Source organism: Solidesulfovibrio sp. DCME, assembly GCF_049995385.1.
In the GTDB taxonomy this organism is placed as follows: Bacteria; Desulfobacterota; Desulfovibrionia; order Desulfovibrionales; family Desulfovibrionaceae; genus Solidesulfovibrio.
In genome coordinates this window covers 570626-590139 of sequence record NZ_CP188261.1, presented here as the reverse complement: position 1 = coordinate 590139, position 19514 = coordinate 570626, and the positions used below count along the sequence as shown (strand labels likewise).

The 19514-nt window shown below is 65.9% G+C and carries 17 protein-coding genes and 2 tRNA genes; 3 read left to right on the top strand and 16 right to left on the bottom strand.

Features of this window, described 5'->3' with window-relative positions; translation table 11 throughout:
- Positions 1 to 71: 71 nt before the first annotated feature.
- A complete protein-coding gene (locus ACP59X_RS02535; protein ID WP_428564612.1) occupies positions 72 to 2441 on the top strand; it encodes a YfjI family protein in 2370 nt (789 codons plus the stop codon).
- Between the two features lie 84 nt (positions 2442 to 2525).
- On the opposite strand, the gene ACP59X_RS02530 is transcribed toward ACP59X_RS02535, so the two are convergent.
- Complete coding sequence (locus ACP59X_RS02530) at positions 2526 to 2726, bottom strand: hypothetical protein (RefSeq protein WP_428564609.1); 201 nt, start codon at positions 2724 to 2726, stop codon at positions 2526 to 2528.
- Between ACP59X_RS02530 and ACP59X_RS02525 the strand changes: the two genes are divergently transcribed.
- On the top strand, positions 2725 to 3774 hold the full coding sequence (locus ACP59X_RS02525; RefSeq protein WP_428564606.1) for a tyrosine-type recombinase/integrase: 1050 nt from the start codon (positions 2725 to 2727) through the stop codon (positions 3772 to 3774). The genes ACP59X_RS02530 and ACP59X_RS02525 overlap by 2 nt on opposite strands.
- An 87-nt stretch (positions 3775 to 3861) precedes the next feature.
- On the opposite strand, the gene ACP59X_RS02520 is transcribed toward ACP59X_RS02525, so the two are convergent.
- The 6 genes from ACP59X_RS02520 to panC form a co-directional block, all read right to left on the bottom strand.
- Positions 3862 to 3939, bottom strand: a tRNA-Glu gene (locus ACP59X_RS02520).
- Between the two features lie 16 nt (positions 3940 to 3955).
- Positions 3956 to 4029: transfer RNA gene (locus ACP59X_RS02515), tRNA-Gln, on the bottom strand.
- Between the two features lie 78 nt (positions 4030 to 4107).
- Entirely contained in the window at positions 4108 to 4455 is a 348-nt protein-coding gene (locus ACP59X_RS02510) for a hypothetical protein (RefSeq protein WP_428564603.1), read from the bottom strand.
- A gap of 44 nt (positions 4456 to 4499) precedes the next feature.
- Complete coding sequence (locus ACP59X_RS02505) at positions 4500 to 4994, bottom strand: DciA family protein (protein ID WP_428564600.1); 495 nt, start codon at positions 4992 to 4994, stop codon at positions 4500 to 4502.
- A 64-nt stretch (positions 4995 to 5058) separates the two neighbouring features.
- On the bottom strand, positions 5059 to 6228 hold the full coding sequence (metK, locus tag ACP59X_RS02500; RefSeq protein WP_428564597.1) for a methionine adenosyltransferase: 1170 nt from the start codon (positions 6226 to 6228) through the stop codon (positions 5059 to 5061).
- A 133-nt stretch (positions 6229 to 6361) separates the two neighbouring features.
- Positions 6362 to 7225 (bottom strand): pantoate--beta-alanine ligase, encoded by an 864-nt coding sequence (gene panC / locus ACP59X_RS02495; RefSeq protein WP_428569791.1) that lies wholly within the window; start codon positions 7223 to 7225, stop codon positions 6362 to 6364.
- A 134-nt stretch (positions 7226 to 7359) separates the two neighbouring features.
- On the opposite strand from panC, the gene ACP59X_RS02490 reads away from it, so the two are divergent.
- Entirely contained in the window at positions 7360 to 8586 is a 1227-nt protein-coding gene (locus ACP59X_RS02490; protein ID WP_428564594.1) for a hypothetical protein, read from the top strand.
- 687 nt (positions 8587 to 9273) lie between these two features.
- Here ACP59X_RS02490 and ACP59X_RS02485 read toward each other — a convergent pair.
- The 9 genes from ACP59X_RS02485 to ACP59X_RS02445 all read right to left on the bottom strand — a co-directional run bounded on the left by ACP59X_RS02485 (position 9274) and on the right by ACP59X_RS02445 (position 19513).
- Positions 9274 to 11376: a hypothetical protein gene (locus ACP59X_RS02485; RefSeq protein WP_428564591.1), complete on the bottom strand. Its 2103-nt coding sequence runs from the start codon at positions 11374 to 11376 to the stop codon at positions 9274 to 9276.
- Positions 11321 to 12136, bottom strand: a complete 816-nt coding sequence (gene truA / locus ACP59X_RS02480) for a tRNA pseudouridine(38-40) synthase TruA (RefSeq protein ID WP_428564588.1) — start codon at positions 12134 to 12136, stop codon at positions 11321 to 11323. The genes ACP59X_RS02485 and truA overlap by 56 nt, the downstream gene beginning before the upstream one ends.
- 177 nt (positions 12137 to 12313) lie before the next feature.
- Entirely contained in the window at positions 12314 to 13099 is a 786-nt protein-coding gene (locus ACP59X_RS02475; protein WP_428564585.1) for a MotE family protein, read from the bottom strand.
- Entirely contained in the window at positions 13020 to 13463 is a 444-nt protein-coding gene (gene fliJ / locus ACP59X_RS02470) for a flagellar export protein FliJ (RefSeq protein WP_428564582.1), read from the bottom strand. Before fliJ ends, ACP59X_RS02475 begins: the two co-directional genes overlap by 80 nt.
- A 65-nt stretch (positions 13464 to 13528) precedes the next feature.
- Complete coding sequence (locus tag ACP59X_RS02465) at positions 13529 to 14254, bottom strand: adenosylcobinamide-GDP ribazoletransferase (RefSeq protein ID WP_428564579.1); 726 nt, start codon at positions 14252 to 14254, stop codon at positions 13529 to 13531.
- Positions 14238 to 15035, bottom strand: coding sequence for an SAM hydrolase/SAM-dependent halogenase family protein (locus ACP59X_RS02460; protein ID WP_428564576.1), 798 nt, complete (start codon positions 15033 to 15035; stop codon positions 14238 to 14240). The genes ACP59X_RS02465 and ACP59X_RS02460 overlap by 17 nt, the downstream gene beginning before the upstream one ends.
- A gap of 417 nt (positions 15036 to 15452) precedes the next feature.
- Positions 15453 to 17357, bottom strand: coding sequence for an asparagine synthase (glutamine-hydrolyzing) (gene asnB, locus ACP59X_RS02455; protein WP_428564573.1), 1905 nt, complete (start codon positions 17355 to 17357; stop codon positions 15453 to 15455).
- A 57-nt stretch (positions 17358 to 17414) separates the two neighbouring features.
- Positions 17415 to 18635 (bottom strand): glycosyltransferase family 4 protein, encoded by a 1221-nt coding sequence (locus ACP59X_RS02450; RefSeq protein WP_428564570.1) that lies wholly within the window; start codon positions 18633 to 18635, stop codon positions 17415 to 17417.
- Positions 18635 to 19513, bottom strand: coding sequence for a class I SAM-dependent methyltransferase (locus ACP59X_RS02445; protein ID WP_428564567.1), 879 nt, complete (start codon positions 19511 to 19513; stop codon positions 18635 to 18637). Before ACP59X_RS02445 ends, ACP59X_RS02450 begins: the two co-directional genes overlap by 1 nt.
- Position 19514 lies beyond the last annotated feature (1 nt).

Here is a 19514-nt window from a genome sequence, read left to right as displayed (position 1 = left end):
TCACCCTCTTCTCAAAGGACCGAGACGGCAAAACGGCTACGCAGTGGTGCCCAACTTCTGACTTGGGAGCCATGGCGGCCGAAGCTGTCGCCATTTCCCAAAGCCACGACGTCTGGGGCAGCGTCGGTCTGTTCGCCCAGCAGGCCGAAGTAGGTCGTGGCAAGGCTGACGATGTCGTCGCGATCCCGGGCTTTTGGATGGATGTGGACATTCTCCATCCGGCCCACGCGCAGACAGCCCTGCCTACTACGGTCGAAGAAGCAATGTCCATCTTCAAGGACTTCCCGATAAAGCCAACGATTGTTGTTCATTCCGGCCATGGTTTGCAGGCGTGGTTCCTGTTCGACACACCCTGGATCTTCGATTCCAAGGGACAGCACGAAAAAGCCCAAGCGTTGAGCAAGGCTTTCCAGGAAGCGATCCTGAGCGTCGCCAGGGCAAGGGGGTGGAAGCTGGACAACACCGCCGATCTTGCCCGTGTCTTGCGCCTCCCCGGGACGATGAACAACAAGGGCAAGCCTGTCCCTGTCCGCATCCTTGAGCAATACACCGATTACGCCCGCCGCTACACCATTGCGCAGATTGAAGTGGGCTTACCCAAACCCCAGGGGGTAGCCGCACCCACCCAGGCCATGCCCGTTGGCCAGTCAACACATGTTCCCGGCGACGGTGCGGACCTCGGCTTGATCGTCGAAGGTTGCGGCTTCATGCGCCACTGCCGGGATGACGCCGCGACCTTGCCCGAGCCCGAATGGCACGCGGCGATGTCGATACTCGGCCGTTGCCAGGACGGAGCTCGCTACGCCCATGAATGGAGCCGCCCTTACCCCGGGTATTCCCAGGAGGAGACTGAACAGAAGCTGCGGCAGGCACAGGAGAAGGGCGGTCCGCGAACCTGCGAAGACATCATTGAGAAGTTCCACCCGGAAGCCTGCGAGAACTGCCCCAGCCGGGGCAAGGTCAAAAGCCCTGTCGTCCTGGGGCGGGTCCACCAGCCATTGCCGCTTAAAAGAGCTGTAGCGAGTCCCCGTCCGTTTCCGGTGGACTGCCTGGGGCCTGTCCTTGGTCCGGCGGCAAAAGCCACCAGCGAGGCAACCGGAGCCCCCCTAGCTTTGGCCGGGCAAAGCTTCCTTGCCGCTGCAACGCTGGCGGTCCAGGGACATGCCGACGCCATAATAGACGGGCGACGATTCCCCATCTCTAACAACTTCTTCACCGTTGCAGCTTCTGGGGAGCGAAAGTCGGCCACGGACACCGAAGCGCTATTCCCTCACTACGACTACGAGAACACGAGCCATGAGCTTTACGAAGCCGGCATGGCCGAGTACCGCCGCCGGAAGAGTGCCTTCGACAAAATTCATACCCAGGCCCTGAAGAGAGTCCCAAGGGAGGCAAATCAAGCTGACGTTGAAGCGGCACTCAAGTCTATTGGGGAAGGGCCTGTTGAGCCACTTCTTCCATTCATGATCATTAAGGAGCCTACGACTGCCGGTCTGTTCAGAATTTTGCAAAAGGGGCGTCCAAGCATAGGACTCTTTACTGACGAAGGTGGGCAGTTTACTGGGAGCTATTCAATGCAACGAGAGCACCAGTTGCAGATGGCAGGCGCATTGAGCTCCCTGTGGGATGGAAAACCGTTGACGCGAACACGAGGAGGCGAAGACGCGGAGCGACTTATTGGCCGGCGGCTGACAATTCATATCATGATCCAACCTATGGCCTCAACCGCCATGCTGGCAAATCCCGTCTTTCTTGATCAAGGGCTACTGTCGAGAATGCTCATAGCGTTCCCCGAGTCGAACATGGGGAAACGCCCGTATAATGAGACCAACCTCCCGGACTCCCCTGCGATAATAGAATATCGACGACGCATGACAGCCATCCTTAGCGCCCACCTCCCGATGAGCACAGGAAAACGGAACGAATTGATGCCGAGGCCTATCCAGTTCGCCAGTGATGCCAAAGTGGTATGGATTGCTTTTCACGAGGAAATCGAGCGCCAACTAGCCCCAGGTGCGCCGCTCGCTGAAATCGCCGGCTTTGCCAACAAGGTCCCCGAACATGCGGCCCGGCTTGCCGCTGTACTCACCCTTGTGGAAGATTTGAACGCCCACTACGTCTCAGTCGAAAAGATCGAGGCTGGGATAGAACTCGCCCGCTACTACTTGTCAGAGGCGCTGCGAATCCAAGGGGTGATTGAAATTAACCCACAAGATGAGCTTGCCATGAAGCTTATGTCCTGGAGTGCGTCTCGCGGCGACACGATTTCACTTCGGGAAATCATGCAGAGTGGTCCGAGGTGCGTCAGGTCAAAGAGAGCAGCAACCCCAATCATTCGCATACTTGAAGAACACGGCATATTCATTCGTATTCCTGGCGGAACGAACGTGGCTGGCAGCAGGTGCCGGGATGCGTGGAGGATTGTCCGGGACGACGGTTAGCGCGGGCGTAGCACGGCTTTAGCCCCTGCAACGACGAGTCCGGCCAAGACATTAGCAGCTTTAGCTGGTTTAGCGGCGTAACCGTCAGGCGAAAAAGGCCCCGTGATGAAATTGGAAGACCTCGGCAAGCCCATGACTGCGAAGGAAGTCGCCAAGGTGTTGGGGGTTGCCCCCAACACGGTCATGAGGCATGCTGATCTCCTCGGGGCCTTCCGCCTTGGCGGTAGGACGCTGTTCTTTGAAAATCGCATAGTTGAGGCAATCAATAATGGCATCGAAAGTCATGAAGAACGGCCGCGCCCGATGGAAAGCCCGCGTCCAGCGAGACGGGGCAATTCGACAAAAACTGTTCGACACCAAGGCCGAGGCCCTGGACTGGGAATCGGCCATGAGAAAGTCACCCACCTGGGAAGTCCAGGAGTCGGTGAAGGCGACAGCAACCGTCACGGCCTTGATTTGGGTGAATAACTACTTGGACGCCGTGAAGGACCGGGCAATGTCGGACAAGACCTACGGCGAGAAGAAGGACGCTTTCAAGCGGCTCTTCGCCGTCTACCCCAAGACCGGGGAGATTACGGCCCTCACCGTTGCCCATGCCTATGCCGTGCTGCGGAAACGGGCGAAGACCGTTTCCGGCCACGCGGCCAACAAGGACCGCAAGAACCTGTCAGCAGCCTGGGCATGGGGTGCGAAGTACATGGGCCTGCCCGAAAAGAACCCCTTCAAGGACGTGGAGCGGTTCGGGGAGGACAAGAAGCCCAAGTATGTTCCCAGTGAGGAGGACTTCTGGAAGGTCTACCACGTGGCCGAGAACGAGCAGGACAGGATCATGCTTTTGACCTACCTGCACACGGCCGCAAGGAAATCCGAAGTCCTGAACATGCGCTGGGACGACATTGACTTCGAGAATTCCCGGCTGCGGCTTTGGACCAAGAAGCGCCAGGGGGGATCGAAGGAATACGACTGGATTCCCATGACCAAGGAGTTGGGTGCTGCCTTGCGGCATCATCGCCAGGATGCGAACAGCGTGTTCGTGTTCACAAGAAAGAGAGGGCAGAAGTACACGGTTCGGCAACACTGGCTCAGGTACCTGTGCGGCATGGCCGAGGTCCGGTACTTCACCTTGCATGCCGTGCGCCACTTGACCGCTTCGATCCTGGACAAGGCGGGCATGGACCTGTCCACCATCCAGGCCATACTGCGGCACAAGTCGGCCACCACGACAGCCCGTTATATGCACAGCCTACGAGGCGTACGCGCCGCCCTGGACGACGTTTTTGGCCAGGGGGTGGGCATGCCTACCATGGACAAGAAAAAAGCCGTCGGAGGGTAATTCCGACGGCTTCTTCCAAAACCGTTTCCTCGAACCGTTTCCGCCTGGGAGGCGGTTTGAGGAATCACCCGAAGGTGTTGTAATCTTTGGCGTCCCCAAGGGGATTTGAACCCCTGTTACCGGCGTGAAAGGCCGATGTCCTGGACCAGGCTAGACGATGGGGACGGATAGAAATACTTCTTGGCTGGGGGACTAGGATTCGAACCTAGGTTGATGGAGTCAGAGTCCATAGTCCTGCCGCTAGACGATCCCCCAGCAGGCTCATGCTCAAGAGCCCTTTTCTCTACTCGTTTATCTCCGGCCCGTCAAGTACTTTCTTGCGGGTCCGCAAAATCAGGAGGCCTTGGCCAGACGACGCGTCCGCTTCTTCAGCTTGTTCACCTGACGACGCAGCTGGTCCTTCTGCTTGCGGCTGTCATCGCCGGAAACCTCGGCCCGCTTGGCCCGAAGCTCACGCATCTTGCCCTTCATCGACAAGATCTTCATCTTGTACGGCGAAACCGCCGGGCCTTCCTCACCGCCAATCCCAAGAACTTCCTTGATCTGGACCAGAAGCTCATCCTTGCCCAGACCGGAGGCCCCGGTAATCTGCGGAATCTGTTTGAGAACCAGATCCCGAAGTTCCTTGGCCGTCATCTTGTCCAGCGGCTTCTTCAGGTCAAGCTGCAATCCTTCGCTCATATTCGCCTCCACGAGAAATGTATCTTTGCGCCGTCTTCGGACGCCTAGCCCGCCTTTTTGCGGCCGCCCCGGCGAACCCTGCCGGACGGCTGCGGCCCGGCCTCGAAAAACGCGACGTACTTCGCATAGCAACGACCGACCGCCGTCGTCGGATCAAACCGCCCCAAAAGACTTCCCAGATGGTCCGGCCGCGTGACCGGCGGTGTGCGAAATCGCGGGGGGACGGTCCGTAGCGCATCCAAGGAAACTTGGTTTCCTAGCAAGTCGAACCGCACTCTGTCAAAGGCTTCCTGCCCCAAAGCGGCATTGACCAGCGACAAAATTTCCGGCGCCGCAAAAAGCATCTCCTGCATCACCACCGGATCGTCGGCACCAAGGATCAGATCCCGGCGGCGGTGCCCCAGCGGGCGCAACAATTCCGCCGTCTCCGGGCCAACGATCTCCGCCCAGCGGCGGCACACATCCACGAACAGACGACGCGTCGACGCCTCCCCCTCGGAGACGAACCGCTCGATGGATTCCGACAACCGCCGCAGCATGGAGTTTTTCGCCGGCGGCGGCGTCCGACAGCTCGTCGGACGCCGCCGTGGCGGCAAGGGTGGATTAGAGCTTCAGCGCCGTCTTGATGTCGGCCGCGGCGTCGGTGCGTTCCCAGGTGAATTCCGGGCGCTCCCGGCCGAAGTGCCCGTAGCACGAGGTCGGCTTGTAGATGGGCCGCTTGAGGTCCAGGCGCTTGGAGATGTAGTACGGGCGCAGGTCGAAGACCTCGCGCACGGCCTTGGTCAGTTCCTCGTCCGGAATCTCGCTCGACCCCATGGAGGTGACCAGTACCGACAGGGGCTCGGCCACGCCGATGCAGTAGGCGATCTGGACCTCGCACCGGCTGGCCGCGCCGCTGGCCACGAGGTTCTTGGCCACGTACCGGGCCATGTAGGCGCCGGAACGGTCCACCTTGGACGGATCCTTGCCCGAAAACGCGCCGCCGCCATGGTTGCCCATGCCGCCGTAGGTGTCCTGGATGATCTTGCGCCCGGTCAGGCCGCAGTCGCCCATGGGGCCGCCGATGACGAAACGGCCGGTGGTGTTGATGTAGATCTTGGTCTTGTTGTCCACCAACGACTCGGGCAGGGTCCGGAAGATGACCTCCTGGCGCACGGCGTCCACGAGGTCGTTGTAGGCGATGTTCTCGTCGTGCTGGCAGGCCACCACCACGTTGTCGATGCGCGCGGGCTTGCCGTCCACGTATTCGACGGCCACCTGGGTCTTGCCGTCGGGGCGCAGGAAGTCGAGGATCTTGTTCTTGCGCACGTAGGACAGCCGGCGCGACAATTTGTGCGCCCAGTAGATGGGTGCGGGCATGAGGGTTTCGGTCTCGGTGCAGGCAAACCCGAACATCATGCCCTGGTCGCCGGCGCCCTGCTCCTCGGGCTTTTCGCGGCTCACGCCCTGGGCGATGTCCGCCGATTGCTTGTCCACGGAGGAGATCACGGCGCAGGTTTCCCAGTCAAAGCCCATGGCCGAGCTGTTGTAGCCGATCTCCTTGACCGTCTCGCGCACGATGGAGGCGAAGTCGGCGTAGGCCTTGGTGGTGATTTCGCCGGCGATAAACGCCAGGCCGGTGGTGACCAGGGTCTCGCAGGCAACGTGGGCGTCGGGGTCCTGGGTCAGGATGGCGTCCAGGATACCATCGGAAATTTGATCGGCGACTTTGTCCGGATGCCCCTCGGTCACGGATTCGGAGCTGAAAAGGTACCGGCCCTTGGCATTGATCATATGTGTTGTCCTCCCTGTGCCAGCGGTCCGTTCAACGCGGACGTGGCGGATCGAAAATCTGAGCTCGCCTGCAAATGGAAATTTGCATCCATATCCAGGCGGCCACAAGAAAGCAAGCCGCAATACGGCGACGTCAGCGTGGCGGCGCGACGACATCCACCAGGCGGTTGTCGATGAGCCGGGCCCGGGAAAACTTCACCGCTGCCGCGAAAAGCGCCGGCCCCTCGATGCGTTCCAAGGAATACAGCCTGGCCGGATGCACGCAGGCCAGATAATCCACGATACCGGCGGGTATGTACGAGGCGAAATAGCCGCGCACCCGGGCCAGCACCACGGCCGGGTCCCGCTCCCCGGCCGCGACCATGGCCTCGGCCAGTTCCAGGCCCTTGTTGATATGGGCCGCCTGGCCGCGTTCCTCGGGCGTCAGGTAGACATTGCGCGAGGACAGGGCCAGCCCGTCGGCTTCGCGCACGATGGGGCCGCCCACGATCTCCACCGGAAAGCCCAGATCGGCGGTCATGCGGCGCAGGATGGCCAACTGCTGCCAGTCCTTCTCGCCAAAGACGGCCACCGCCGGCTGCACCAGCAGGAAAAGCTTGGTCACCACCGTGCACACGCCCCGGAAATGCGTCGGCCGCGACGCGCCGCACAGATACTCGGCCAATGCCGGCACCTCGACCCAGGTGGCCGCTTCGGGCGCGTACATGGACTGGGGCGTTGGCGCAAACAGCACGTCCACCCCGGCCGTGGCCGCCAGGGCCGCGTCGCGCTCCAGGTCGCGCGGATAAGCGTCCAGGTCCTCGCCCGGGCCGAACTGCGTCGGATTGACGAAAACACTCGCCACCACCCGGTCCGCCCGCTCCCGGGCCAGCCGCAACAGGCTGCCGTGCCCGGCGTGCAGATAGCCCATGGTCGGCACCAGGCCCGTCACCACGCCACAACACAGCCACTCCCGGCAGCGCTTCCGAAGTTCCCCGGGATCACTTATGATATCCAACATCCACCTCCGCCGCGCTCGCGGCCTCGCAGCCTACAGGATCGGGGGCTAAACTCGGTCATGACATCGCCACCCCGTCCGTGTATGCTGCACAACTGCCGGACGCGTGTCGCAAATCCCGGCAGGAGAAAATCATGACCTTGCGAAAATGGTGTCTGTCTTGTTTGATCGTCGTCGGCGTGCTGCTTGCAGGCAACAACAGCTTCGCGGTTGCGGCCAAACAGGAACAAACGGAAACGCCGCCCACCTTCTCCGCCAAGCAGATCCTGCCGGAGAAAATCCTCGCCGGCCCCAAGTATACCGTCGACGACAAAGTCGTCAACGACGGCTACATGAACACCTACACCATCCATACACCCAAGGGTGACCTGCGCGCCGAATCCACGTCGCTGCTGTACACCCGCCTCCAGGAACTCAAAGCCGCCGATGCCATGGACCAGGTCAACAAAGGCGCGGAGATCGGCAAATCCGTGGGCCAGGCCGGGGTGAACGCCGTCAAGGGCGTCTTCAACCTCCTGACCAACCCGGCCGATACCCTCTCCGGCGTGGGCAAGTCCTTCTCCCGGGCCTCGGCCGCCTCCAAGGAACAACGCCCCAGCGACGACAAGGGCACCGTGGGCGAACTGCTCGGCTACAACAAGGCCAAACGCCAATACGCCAAGTCCTACGGCGTGGACCCCTACTCCAAAAACCCCGTCCTCCAGGACAGCCTCAACCGCCTGGCCGGCGCCGGCTTCTTCGGCTCCTTCACGGCCACCGCCGCCATCCCCGGCGGCGCCGCCCTGGCCGTCATGGGCAGCGTCTCCGGCGCCCCGGAAAGCCCGGTGGACGTGTCCATCCCGCCCGAAGACCTCTTTACCGCCAACCGCGAACGCCTCAAAGCCATGGGCGCCACCGCCGACACCGCCGACCTGTTCGTGGAAAATACCCACTACGACCCCATCGAACAAACCCGGCTCGTCCTGGCCCTGGATCGGCTGCACGGGGTCGCCGACCGCGCCCTGTTCATCAACCTGTCCATCCTGTCCGACAACGACGATATCGCCTGGTTCCGTACCCGTATGGCCGAACTCTACGCCAGTTGCAACGCCACCAACTATCCGCTGACCCGCTTCGTCAAGCTCGGCAAATTCCTCGGGGCCATGACCACCGCCGGCGGCCTGTTGGTCGCCTTTCCCCTGGATTACCTGGCCTGGACCCCGACCATGGCCGAGATCGCCAAAAACCTCGGCACGGCGGCCAGTAGCCTCAAAACCAAATCCAAAACCCTCGTCGTTTCCGGCGACGTCAGCCCACTGGCCGCCAAAATGCTCAAGGCCGCCGGCTGGAATGTCGTCACCCTGCGCGAAGGGCTGCGCTAAGCCGCGCGCAGGCCGGGGGGAACGCGGCCAGGCCTGGAGGCTGCACCGCTGGGCCGCGGCAAGGGTGGGCAAGGCAAGGCTAAGCTCACCTTGCCCAGGCTGGGGCGTTGCCCCAGACCCCACCGGGAGGGGCGTCGCCCCTCCCGGACCCTCCCCACTGGGGGGCGTGACGCCCCCCAGACCCCACCGGCGGCGTAGTCGGGCGGACATGGCTTCGGTCACCGCAAGGCCTGTCGCGCGCGGCGCGAAGATGCGAGGCCGGGATTGCGCCTTTCGATGCCGTCGCTACGCTCCCGGCTCGAAAGGCGCAATCCCGGCCTCGCCCAGCCGTCGGCCCTTCGGGCCGAAGTCTTGGAATTTTTACTCTGAAAGCCTCCTTCAAAAGGCCGTTGTCTTGAAATGCGGCGCTTCGCCGCTGGCGCCCGTGGTGGCGGAAACAGGGGCAACGTGCTGGCCGGCTTTGCGGCCTGCGGGTTGCCCCTGTTTCCGCCACCACCACGACCGACGCCCCGCCACCCGACGTTCCCACCTGCTCCCCCGCCCGCCCCGTCGCGGGGGTCCGGGGGGGATCATCCCCCCCGGCGGGGCCTGGGGCAGCGCCCCAGTCTTCGCGACCCCGCTTCCTCGCCCGCTCACATCCCCCCGCCATCACACCCTCCTCCCCGCATCCTCCTTCCCGCACGTCCGCTACCCGCGCCAGTCGACCAGCCAGTTCGTCCGCTCCAGGTCGGCGGCCGTGCGACGTACGGCCACCCGCGACAGATGGGCCGTTTCCGGGGTCAGATACACGGCCGTGCCGGCGGCCTTGATCCCGGCCACCGTACTCTTCCAGGCCGGGATGAGGCCTGACGGCGCCTCGGCGAGGGTCTGTCGGCTGGTGTCGGCGTTGTTGTAGAAGGCCCGCCAAAACGCGGCGGAGGAGACCCAGAGCATGTCCGCCTTGCGCGTTTTGGCAAAGCCCATGGCGGCCAGCCCCGGCCAGTTGGCGGCCACGGGGCCGGCCAGGCTGTCGGCCAGAGTGGAGGAAAAGGCGTCGCTGTTGGCCAGGAGGTATTTGCGCAGGTCGTTGTAGGCCTCGACCACGCTGCCCAGGCGCTCGGACACAGCGTCCATGGATCGGGTGACGGCAAGGGGCAGGTCGCCGCCGGTATCGTTTTGTGCTTCCAGGAGCAGCCGGCCCGATTGCAGGGAGTAGGCGTTATTTTCCGAGGCGAAGGCCTGCCCGTTGACCGTGATCTGCCCGTCCTGGCCCGGCAGCGAGGTATCGAGGCCGAGGCTATGCAGCAGACCCGAGGACCCGTCGGTAAGCGTCAGCGATTCGCCCAGGCGGCGGTTTACAAGCACCATGGTGGCCGTATCCGACAGCATGGGCAGCCGGGTTTGGGGGACGGCGTAGGAGGCAATCTCCTTTTGTACGGTCCCGGCCTCGACCCGGCCGGTGGCCATGGCCACGCCCCGGCTGACGTTGCCGAGCACGTCCCTCCAGGTATCGGCGGCGGACACGCCCACGGACACCACCTGGCCCGTGTAGCGCGTGTCAAGCCCCAGGGCGGCCAGCAGCCCACCGGCACCGTCCGTCAGGCGCAGGTCCTGGTCCTCGAAACCGCTGGTCGTGGCGACGGTGAGCACCCGGCCGGCCGTCGCGGCGCCGGAACCGCTCGCGGCGGGCACGGCAACCGTTTGCGACGCGGCCTTGACCCCGGGCAGCGAGAACCCGGAAGTGCCAACAAGCTCTGTGGCCGTGCCGCCGGAGGCCCACACCGATGCCTGGGAACCGTTTATTTTCGCGGTGACGGCATTGAGGACGTCGCCCCAGGTCCAGCCGGATTTGACGGTGACGGAAAGCTGCCGCGACGCCTGCCCGATGCCGGCCGTGAAGGTATAGGTGCCCGGGGACAGGGTCGTCGCCGCCTCGGGGTCGAAGGCGTCGGAGACGTAGGAAGCGGCTTGGGTCCCGGTTCCCGTGGCCACGGAAAAATGGTGCAGTCCGGCCGCCAGGGTCGTGACCGCGCCGGGGTCGTAGGCCGTGGAATGAAAATAGGTCGGCTGGGCCAGACGGTCCACGGACACTTCGTAGACCGAAGGCGTCGCCGCGCTGGCAACATTGGCCGCCGCCGCCACCCCGAGCCGGGACAGCAGGTCGCCTTTCTCGTCGGCCACGGCCACGTCCTGCTCCCGGCGCAACGGATTGACGGACAGGGCCAGGACGGTGCCCGTGCCCGGAAGCGACGGGTCCAGGCCAAAGGGGGCCTGCTGGCGGGCGACGCTGGCCCGCACCGACAGCGCGGTCGAGCCGTTTACGGCCTTGGCCACCTTGCCGAGCACCGTGCCCCAGGTGTCGTTGCGGCCGACCGTGACGGAAAAATCCTCGCTCGCCTCGCCCTGGCTCACGGCAAACCGGTAGGTGCCGGCGGGAATGCCCGAGGCGGCGATGGCGCTTTTGCCGTCGGAAAAAAACTTGTTGGGATTGACGGCCTGGCCGGTTTCGACGGTTGCGGCGTCGAGCCGGCCGGTGAGGCCCGCGTCGCGCACCACCAGCCGGCCATTGAAACCCGAAGCGGCATCCGTTGGCCAGGCAAAGCGGGACAGGGCCTTTTCGAACCGGGCCAGCCGCGTGTCGAGCCCGGCCGTCAGGCTGTCGACAAGGGTAGCTCCGGTCGACCCCGCATCCGAACCGGCCGTGCCCCCGCCGGGCAGACGCAGGCGCGGCGCGGGCGATGCCGCCGCGACGGACTCACCCTTGGCCAGCCTCAGGCTGGTGAAGTAGATGTCGCTTATGCCCCCGGCCATCGCTTGCGTACTCCACGCCCACCAGGCAAAGCCCGCTTGCCGGCGCGGTCGGCGGCGCAAGCCTTCTTTGCCCCATCGTCAGTACGGATCGGATGTCCTCGGGGGAAACTTTACCGCGCCCGACCGCCACCAGGGCGCCCATGAGGTTGCGCACCATCTGCTTGAGAAAGCCCTCGGCCCGGAATTCCCAGGTCATCTCCAGCGGCGAAGGGGACGCCAGCCGGGTGACGCCATGGACCAGGCGGCTGGTCGAGGCGGGCTCGGAACCGGCGTTGCAGAAGGCGGCGAAATCGTGGAACCCGGCGAAGAGGCCGGCGCAGGCGTCCATGGCCGCGACGTCGAGAGGGGCGAAGCGGCCGACATTCCAGACATAAGCTCGCCGCCAGGGCAGGATGTAGGCCCGCTCGACCCACAGCGTATAGCGGTAGACCTTGCCCGTGGCCGAAAAGCGGGCGTGGAAATCGTCCGCGACCAGGTCCGCCGCGACAATGGACACGTCGGGCGGCAGCCTGGCGTTGAGCGCCCGCTGCCAGGGCAGGCCGGCCTTGGCCTCTGGCACGTCCAGATGGGCCACCTGGGCCATGGCGTGGACGCCGGAATCGGTGCGGCCGGCGCCGTGGAGGCGCACCGGCTGGCCGCACAACGTGCCCAGGGCCTCTTCCAGACAGCCCTGGACCGAGCGGCCACCGCCCGGGGCCTGCAACTGCCAGCCGGCGAACTGCGTACCGTCGTAGGCGATGGTCAGGCGAAGGCGCGGCATGGCGGACAGTTAACCGGCCGGCGGCCGGGACGCAACCGCCCCGGCCGCCGGCCGAAATCCTTGATGCACGCTGGCGTGCCTCCCGCCCTCGAAGGGCACCTCTGCGGCATCTGAGACAACACCTTTGAATAATTATTTTTCTTGAAACATACTTTCGTATTTTTCAAGGGCGCGACACTACATGCCTTCCGCGGGGTTGTTTTCCGACGGGGGCAGCTGCATCTTGTTGAGCATCTCCGTCAGCCCGGCCGCCTTCTTGGCTTCCATGTTGTTGAGGATCTCGCCCGCCTGCCGACCGCGCATGCCCGCCAAAATTCTGACCGCGATGTTGTTGTCCAACGTCTCCAGGACCTTGGCTGCCTGCTTGGCGTTCATGTTGGAGTAGACGTCGATCAAGTGCTTGAGCTTCTGATCCTTGACGCCCTTGGCCTCTTCGAGCATGGCCTTGATGCTCGTTTCCATCTCCTTGAGCTTGGCCACGCGGGCGTTGAGGTCGGTTTCCAGGGTTTTGAGCGCCGCCTCGCGCTGGTCCAGTTCGTCCTGGCGCTTGAGCAGGGCCTGGGCATCGGGGCTGGCGGTCGCCGGCTTTTCCGGGGCCTTGGCCGGGGTTGCGGCCGGCTTTTGCGGGTCGGCCGGGGCCTGCTGGGCCAGGGCCGGGGCCGGACCGGGCATGGGCAGCGGCAGGTTTGGCGCCGGTGCCGGGGCGGCGAGCTGGGCCGTGGTGCGCGCCGGCGGATCGGGCAGCAGGATGTCCAGGCCCATGAAGACCAGGATGCCGAGCTTGACCGCCGCGATCATGACAAAGACGCCGAGCACCTTGGTGGCCCGGGGCGCGATCCGCCCGGCCAGGCGCTCCAGGGCGGGCAGCAGGCGGGACGGCCGCCTAGACGACGGGCGGCTGGTAGCGAACCGAAGCCATTTCGTCGTTTTCGTTTTGTTCGGCGATATTTTGCTCGATGGCATGGCGCGCCGCCTTCTTGGTTTTGAGTTTGTCCAGCAGCTTGCGGTCCTTGGAGCGGGCCACGGCCGCCTCGCGGCAACGTTCGCGGGCCTGCTCCAATTGTTTGAGCCGAAATTCCGCCTGGACGATGTCCTGGAGCAACCGTTCGCGGTAGGCCCGCCACAGCCAGAAATCGCCGGCCGTGGGATTTTTCTTCTGGGCCATGGAGGCTTCGCGGGCGGCCAGTTCGTTGCGCAGGCGCAGGACTTCGCGCTCCTGCAACTGGCAGGCGGCAATGGCCTTGCCGAGCTCCATCCTGGCCCGCTCCTCGAGCTGGGTACGGATGTCCAGGATGCGTTCGAGATTGAAACGAAACGGCTTGGCCATGCACTCCCCCGCGCCGATTTTCCGTCGGTCGCGCAAAAGGGTAGCAAATCCCGGGCCAGCCCCGACTAGACGAGTCCGCCGAGGAGTGCGGCCAGTTCGCAGCCGACAATGGCCGCGCCCAGGAAATCGCCGTTGACGCCGCCGTTGCGCCGGGCCAGCCGCGAAAGCTTCCAGACCACCAGCCCGGCCAGCGCACCGGACCAGAGCGTCGCAAAGCCGCCGCAAAGGGCAAGGCCCGCAAGCAGCGTCACGGCCAAGGCCAGGCCCGTATTGAACCGGCTCGCCCCGGGCAGGCACAGCGACCCCAGCCCCGGCCGGCCGATGTCGCGGCAAACGTGCATGAGCGCCACCGCCCCGGCCCGCCCCAGCACCGGAGCAAAGGCCAGCACCCAGACCCGGTCCCCGGCCAGCAATTCCCCGGCCAACAGCATCGCCCCGGCCAGGGCCACGACAATGGCCATGCCGCCAAAGGCGCCGATGCGGCTGTCCTTCATGATGGCGAAAAACCGCTCGCCCGTGGCCAGGCTGCCCCAGGCGTCGGCCACGTCGGCAAACCCGTCGATATGCAAGCCCCGCGTCAACCAGACATTGGCCACGGCATAGGCGAATCCCCCGGCCAGGGGATGGCCGGCGAAAAGCCCCAAGGCCAGCGGCACGGCCATGGCCAGGCCGAGCGTGGCACCGACAACCGGAAATAGCGGCACGCAGGCGGCCATGTCCGGATCGGGCACGGCCGGCCCCAAACGTGTCAGAAAACCCATGGCGGCCAGATAATTACGGAATAACTTCATCCGTCTCCCCGTCTTCCCAGCCAAGCGTCACGGCATCACCCGTGCCCAGGCCCAAAACCGACGCGGCCGAGCCGCCGTTGACCGCCAGTTCCAGATAGCCCTGGCTCCCGGCCAGAATGCCCACCTGGCCATCCTCGAGGTCGGCATACGTCCGCACCGCCGCAAGCGGCCTGGCTACGGGTTCCAGTACCGCGACCCCTGAGTGCAGTTGGCCGAACCGCGCGAGATCGAGGCCAATCACGACGTTGCCGAAGCGGTCCACGGACAGTACCCGACAGGAAACACCGCCTTCACGGCGCACCGGCTCCAGGCCGGCTAGCCGCACCGGCACCTCGCCAGGCCAGACCACGGCCAGGTCGCGGGCCTCCTCACCCATGGCCAGCCGGGCGGCCAAGGGCGCGAAGACGTCGCGGCCGTGAAAGGTCGCGCTGTGCGGCACCCAGCCCGGTGTCGCGTCAAGGATGCGACAGCCCTGGGGCCTGGAAAACACCAGGCTCAACAAACCGTTGTCCGGCGCGAAAATCCATCGCGAAGCCGCTTCCACCAAAACGACCCGCCGCCCGGAGCCCACTCCCGGGTCCACCACGGCGCAGACCACCGTTCCCGGCGGCAGCCAGGGCAAGGTCGCGGCCAGGAAAAAGCCGGCCTGCCAGACATTGCCGGGCGCCACCTCGTGGCTGATATCGAGCAAGGGGACCCCCGGCGCGGCAGCCATGAGCACGGCCCGCATCTGCGCCACATACGGGTCCACCCGGCCAAAGTCGGTAAGCAGTGCGATCAATGGTGCTTTGTGCATGGTGAAGTGAAGATGCCTCCGGCGGCCGGGGGGGATAATCCCCCCCGGACCCCCTTGATGGGGCGGGGTGGCGCGATGGGGCCGGCTGCAAAGCCAGCCGGCCCCATCGCGCCACCCCAACAAAGGGTTCCAGGAAGCTATGCGGAACCTTACCGCCACTTCCTCATTCGAATTCTCTTGAAATGCGGCGCTTCGCCGCTGGCGCCCTTGGTGGCGGCAATGGGGGCAACGTGCTGGCCGACTTCGCGGCCAGCACGTTGCCCCCATTGCCGCCACCAACCGGCCGAAGCTCCGCCGTCCGACATTGTCACAGTGTCTCCACCCGCCCCGTCGAGGGGGTCCGGGGGGCATCATGCCCCCCGGCCGCCGGAGGCATCTTCCCTCTCATCCCCTTGCCGTGATTCATAAATATCGCCGCAGCCACAACTCCAGCATGACCAGCGCGAATATCCGCTTGCCGTGGTCGGCCCGGCCGGCCTCGTGGGCATCGAGCAACGCCCCGACCGCTTCCGGCCTGGCGATCTCCCGGCAGACCCGGCCGCCCGCAAGCAGATCCCGGGCGAACTCCCGAAGCGGCCCCCGAAACCAGCCGGCCACGGGCAGGCCGAAGCCGCGCTTGGGCTGGTCGGCGATGCCAGGGGGCAACATGTCGGCAAAGGCCCGGCGCAGCAGGTATTTGCCGGTGCGGCCGCGCCGTTTGCAGCGCTCGGGCAGCCTGGCGGCGAAGGCGGCCAATTCCACGTCGAGGAATGGCGAACGGCCTTCCAGGGCATGGGCCATGGCCATACGGTCGGCTTTTACCAGCAGGTCGCCGGGCAGATAGATGCTCACGTCGGCGAAAAGCCCGCGATCGAGGTCGCCCGCCGCCGTGGCCGCGGCGAAGGCGGCTTCATAGAGGCCGACGGTATCGGCGGGCCGGGCGGCCCAGGAGAACTCCGGCCGCAGCAGCGCTTCCCGGTCCCAGGGGGAAAAATAGGAACCCCAGCGCACGAGGCTGGCCGCCCGAGGCACCCGCACGACCTGGGCCAGGCGCTTGAGGCCCTCGCGCCAGTCGGCCTCGACGGGCACGTTCCCCGAAGGAGCGAGCCGCCTGGCCAGCCAGGGCACGAACCGGTGCGTCAGCACATCGGGCAGGCGGGAGTAGGCATCGGCCAGGGGATCGAGCCAGTAGCGCTGGTAGCCGGCGAACATCTCGTCGCCACCGTCGCCATTGAGGGCCACGGTCACGTGCTGCCGGGTCAACCGGCACAGGTGCCAGGCAGCCAGGGCCGAGGGGTCGGCGAAGGGCATGTCCGTAGCGGCAACCACGTCGGCCATGACGCCGCGCGCCTCGTCGAAGCCGACGGTGAATTCCGTGTGGCGCGTGCCGTAGCGCGCGGCAACGGCCCGGGCCTTGGCGGCCTCGTTAAAGGCCTCCTCGGCGAAGGCGATGGAAAAGGTGCGCACGGGCTGGTCGGTCAGACCGGCCATGACGGCGGTGACGATGGCCGAGTCCACGCCGCCGGAGAGGTGCGCCCCGAGCGGCACGTCGGACACCAGGCGCAGGCGCACGGCCTCGGTGACGCGCGCCCGCAGCTCCTCGGCCAGTTCGGCCGGTGAAGCGGCGAGCTTGGGCAGGTAATCGAGCTGGAAATACCGACTGGGTTCGCTGCCTCCCTGGCGCCAGGTCATGGTGTGCCCGGCGGGCAGGGAGGCGATGCCGGCAAAACCCGTGGCCGGCTCGGGCACGTGCTGGAGCGTCAGGTAATGGGCCACGGCCGGGGCGTCCAGACGGGCCGTGATTTCGGGATGGGCCAGCACGGCCTTGGGCTCGGAGCCAAAGACGATGCCGCCAGGAATCCAGGCGTAATACAGGGGCTTTTTGCCGAGGGGGTCGCGGGCGAGAAAGAGTTCGCGGCGCCGGGCGTCCCAGATGGCCAGGGCGAACATGCCGCGAAGTCGGGTGACGCAGGCCGACCCCATCTCCTCGTAGAGGTGGACGATGGTTTCGGTGTCGCCCGAGGAGACGAAGGTGTGCCCCTTGTCCACGAGTTCGCGGCGTAGTTCGGCGAAATTGTAGACCTCGCCGTTGAAAACGATGGCCAGATCGCGTGATTCGTTGAACAGGGGCTGATCGCCCGTGACCAGGTCGATGATGGCCAGGCGCAGATGCCCCAGGGCCGCGCCGCCGCCCTGGGGGAAACAGTCGCGGTACCGCCCCTGGCCGTCCGGGCCGCGATGGGCGATGGCGGCGGTCATGTCGGCGAGGGTCTCGCCGATCTCCCCTTCCCCGCCGCGCGGGGTCACGAAGCCGCAGATGCCGCACATGGTCAGGCCCGCCCTTTTGGTCCACAAGACAACAACGAACGACGACAAGCCAACATGTCAACGAACCGCCGGCCGGCACAGCGCCGCATAGGCCTCGGCCACGGCGCGCCAGGAATAGCCTTGCACGACCTTTTCCCGGCCGGCCCGACCCAGCCGCCAGCACAGGTTGCGGTCCCCGGCCAGGCGCGTGAGCACGCCGGCCAAGGCGGCCACGTCCTCGGGCGCAACGAGGTAGCCGGTGCGGCCATCCTCCACCAACTCCTCGTTGCCGGCAATGGCCGTGGCGGCCACGGCCAGGCCCGAGGCCATGGCTTCGAGCACGGCGTTGGGCATGCCCTCGTCGCGGGAGGGAAAAACGAAGGCGTCGGCCCGGCGCAGCAGGTCGGGCATGTCGTCCCGCGACGCCCAGCCCAGAAAACGCACGGACCCAGCCAGGCCCAGGCGGGCGGCCATGGCGGTCAACTCCGCCCGCAACGGCCCGTCGCCGATGATGGCGACCTCGAAGCAGGCCTGTCGCGGCAGCCGGGACAGGGCTTCGAGCAGGATATCCAGGCCCTTTTGCCGCACCAATCGGCCGACGAAAACAAAGCGCACCGGGCCTTCCCGAGAAACCGCCTCGGACGGGGAAAAACGCCTGGCGTCGACGCCGTTGGGGATGAGCAGGATGGGCGTTGTGCCGGCGGATTTCGCGGCCAGCCCGGCCAGCCCCCGGCTGTTGGCCACGACATGGGCGGCCTGGTTCCAGAGAAAGCGGATCAGCGGCCCGGTCAGGCGATGGTAGGCGGCCAGGTCGTAGGGCTGGAAGCCCGGCACGTCGCCGCCGCGCAGGGAAACGACGTAGGGCACGCCGCGAAGGGCCTTGAGCGCCCAGGCCGCCGGCCCGCAGGGGATGCCGAAAAAAGCGATGCAGGCGTCGGGCCGCCAGGACCGGGCCAGGGCCGGCAGGGCGACCATGGCGCTGGCCAAAAACGACAGCATCTCCAGGGGTGAGCAGTGGTCGGCGTGGCGCCGCACGGCCGGGATGCGCCGGACCGCGAAGCCGTCCACGCGCTCCCGGCGCGGCAGGTCGCCAAAAGCGGCCGTGACCACGCGCACCTCGTGGCCAAGGCCGGCCAGTTCCCGGGCCAGATTGGCCGTGGCATTGCCCGCCCCGCCGCCGATTGGGGGGTACTCGTAATTGAGCAGAAGAATGCGAGAGAGGAACCCTTTTTGGGAAAAAGGGTTCCTCTCTCGCGCTCTCTCCTCCCCAAAACTTTCAAAGGGGGGTTGTGTCGTCATCACGTCCCCTCGCCTTCCCCCTTCAAGGGGGTCCGGGGGGGATTATCCCCCCCGGTGGAGGGGTCCCGGGGAGGCAAAGCCTCCCCGGGCCGCCGGAGGCACCCCACAAGCGTCACCCGCGTGACGGCGAGCAGTGCCGGGTCGCGGTCGGCGTAGTCGGGGTGCAGGCGGTCGGCCACGGCGGCGAAGGCCTCGGCGTCGGTTTCGTAGGCGGCCACGTCCACGTCGAAGCCGGCGCCGGTCAGGGCGGCGATGTGGTCGTCGCAGCGCCAGGGGCTGGCCTGGGCGCGCAGCGGCGACCATTTCCCGGGCTGGCGCGCAAAAAGCAGCCGATGATAGGGATAGCGCAGCAGCGGCGCCCGGAAATCCGCCTGATGGACGACGAGGCCGCCCGGGGCCAGCAAACGGCGCAAAGCGGCCACCCGGGGCGTCGGGTCGTCCGTGGGGCTGGTGGCGGACAGGCTGGCGTCATAGGCGGCATCGGCCAATTTTTCCAATTGGGCCGCGCGCTTGACAATGGAAAATTTAACCCCTGGGAAACGCGTGGCCAGGCCGGCCAGGTCTTTGGCGTCGCGGCCCACGTCAAAGGCGGCGGTCGCGTCCTGGCAGACGACAAACGCCGCACCCATGGCCGCCAGGGCGTAGCCCAGGCCGTTGGACGGGCCGCAGCCCACGACCAGCAGCCTCGCGCCGGCCACATCCCGGCCGCGACGGGCCAGTGCGGCGGCGGCCCGTCCGGCCGTGGCCCAGGGGTCCGGTTCCTCGGGGACGCGCAACCGGCACTGCGGCACCCACCGGCCCCATTTGGCGAAGCGCTCGTCGCCGGCCAGGCGCCGCAACCGGCACAGGGCGAGGTAGCCGAAAAGCTCGCGATCCATG

Bases quoted from the DNA above. Each gene is read 5' to 3' on its own strand.
- ACP59X_RS02535 (WP_428564612.1), top strand. From the start codon at position 72: ATGGCGGCCGAAGCTGTCGCCATTTCCCAAAGCCACGACGTCTGGGGC.
- ACP59X_RS02525 (WP_428564606.1), top strand. From the start codon at position 2,725: ATGAAGAACGGCCGCGCCCGATGGAAAGCCCGCGTCCAGCGAGACGGG.
- ACP59X_RS02530 (WP_428564609.1), bottom strand. From the start codon at position 2,726: ATGACTTTCGATGCCATTATTGATTGCCTCAACTATGCGATTTTCAAA.
- ACP59X_RS02510 (WP_428564603.1), bottom strand. From the start codon at position 4,455: ATGAGCGAAGGATTGCAGCTTGACCTGAAGAAGCCGCTGGACAAGATG.
- ACP59X_RS02505 (WP_428564600.1), bottom strand. From the start codon at position 4,994: ATGCTGCGGCGGTTGTCGGAATCCATCGAGCGGTTCGTCTCCGAGGGG.
- metK (WP_428564597.1), bottom strand. From the start codon at position 6,228: ATGATCAATGCCAAGGGCCGGTACCTTTTCAGCTCCGAATCCGTGACC.
- ACP59X_RS02490 (WP_428564594.1), top strand. From the start codon at position 7,360: ATGACCTTGCGAAAATGGTGTCTGTCTTGTTTGATCGTCGTCGGCGTG.
- ACP59X_RS02485 (WP_428564591.1), bottom strand. From the start codon at position 11,376: ATGGCCGGGGGCATAAGCGACATCTACTTCACCAGCCTGAGGCTGGCC.
- truA (WP_428564588.1), bottom strand. From the start codon at position 12,136: ATGCCGCGCCTTCGCCTGACCATCGCCTACGACGGTACGCAGTTCGCC.
- ACP59X_RS02475 (WP_428564585.1), bottom strand. From the start codon at position 13,099: ATGCCATCGAGCAAAATATCGCCGAACAAAACGAAAACGACGAAATGG.
- fliJ (WP_428564582.1), bottom strand. From the start codon at position 13,463: ATGGCCAAGCCGTTTCGTTTCAATCTCGAACGCATCCTGGACATCCGT.
- ACP59X_RS02465 (WP_428564579.1), bottom strand. From the start codon at position 14,254: ATGAAGTTATTCCGTAATTATCTGGCCGCCATGGGTTTTCTGACACGT.
- asnB (WP_428564573.1), bottom strand. From the start codon at position 17,357: ATGTGCGGCATCTGCGGCTTCGTGACCCCGCGCGGCGGGGAAGGGGAG.
- ACP59X_RS02450 (WP_428564570.1), bottom strand. From the start codon at position 18,635: ATGACGACACAACCCCCCTTTGAAAGTTTTGGGGAGGAGAGAGCGCGA.
- ACP59X_RS02445 (WP_428564567.1), bottom strand. From the start codon at position 19,513: ATGGATCGCGAGCTTTTCGGCTACCTCGCCCTGTGCCGGTTGCGGCGC.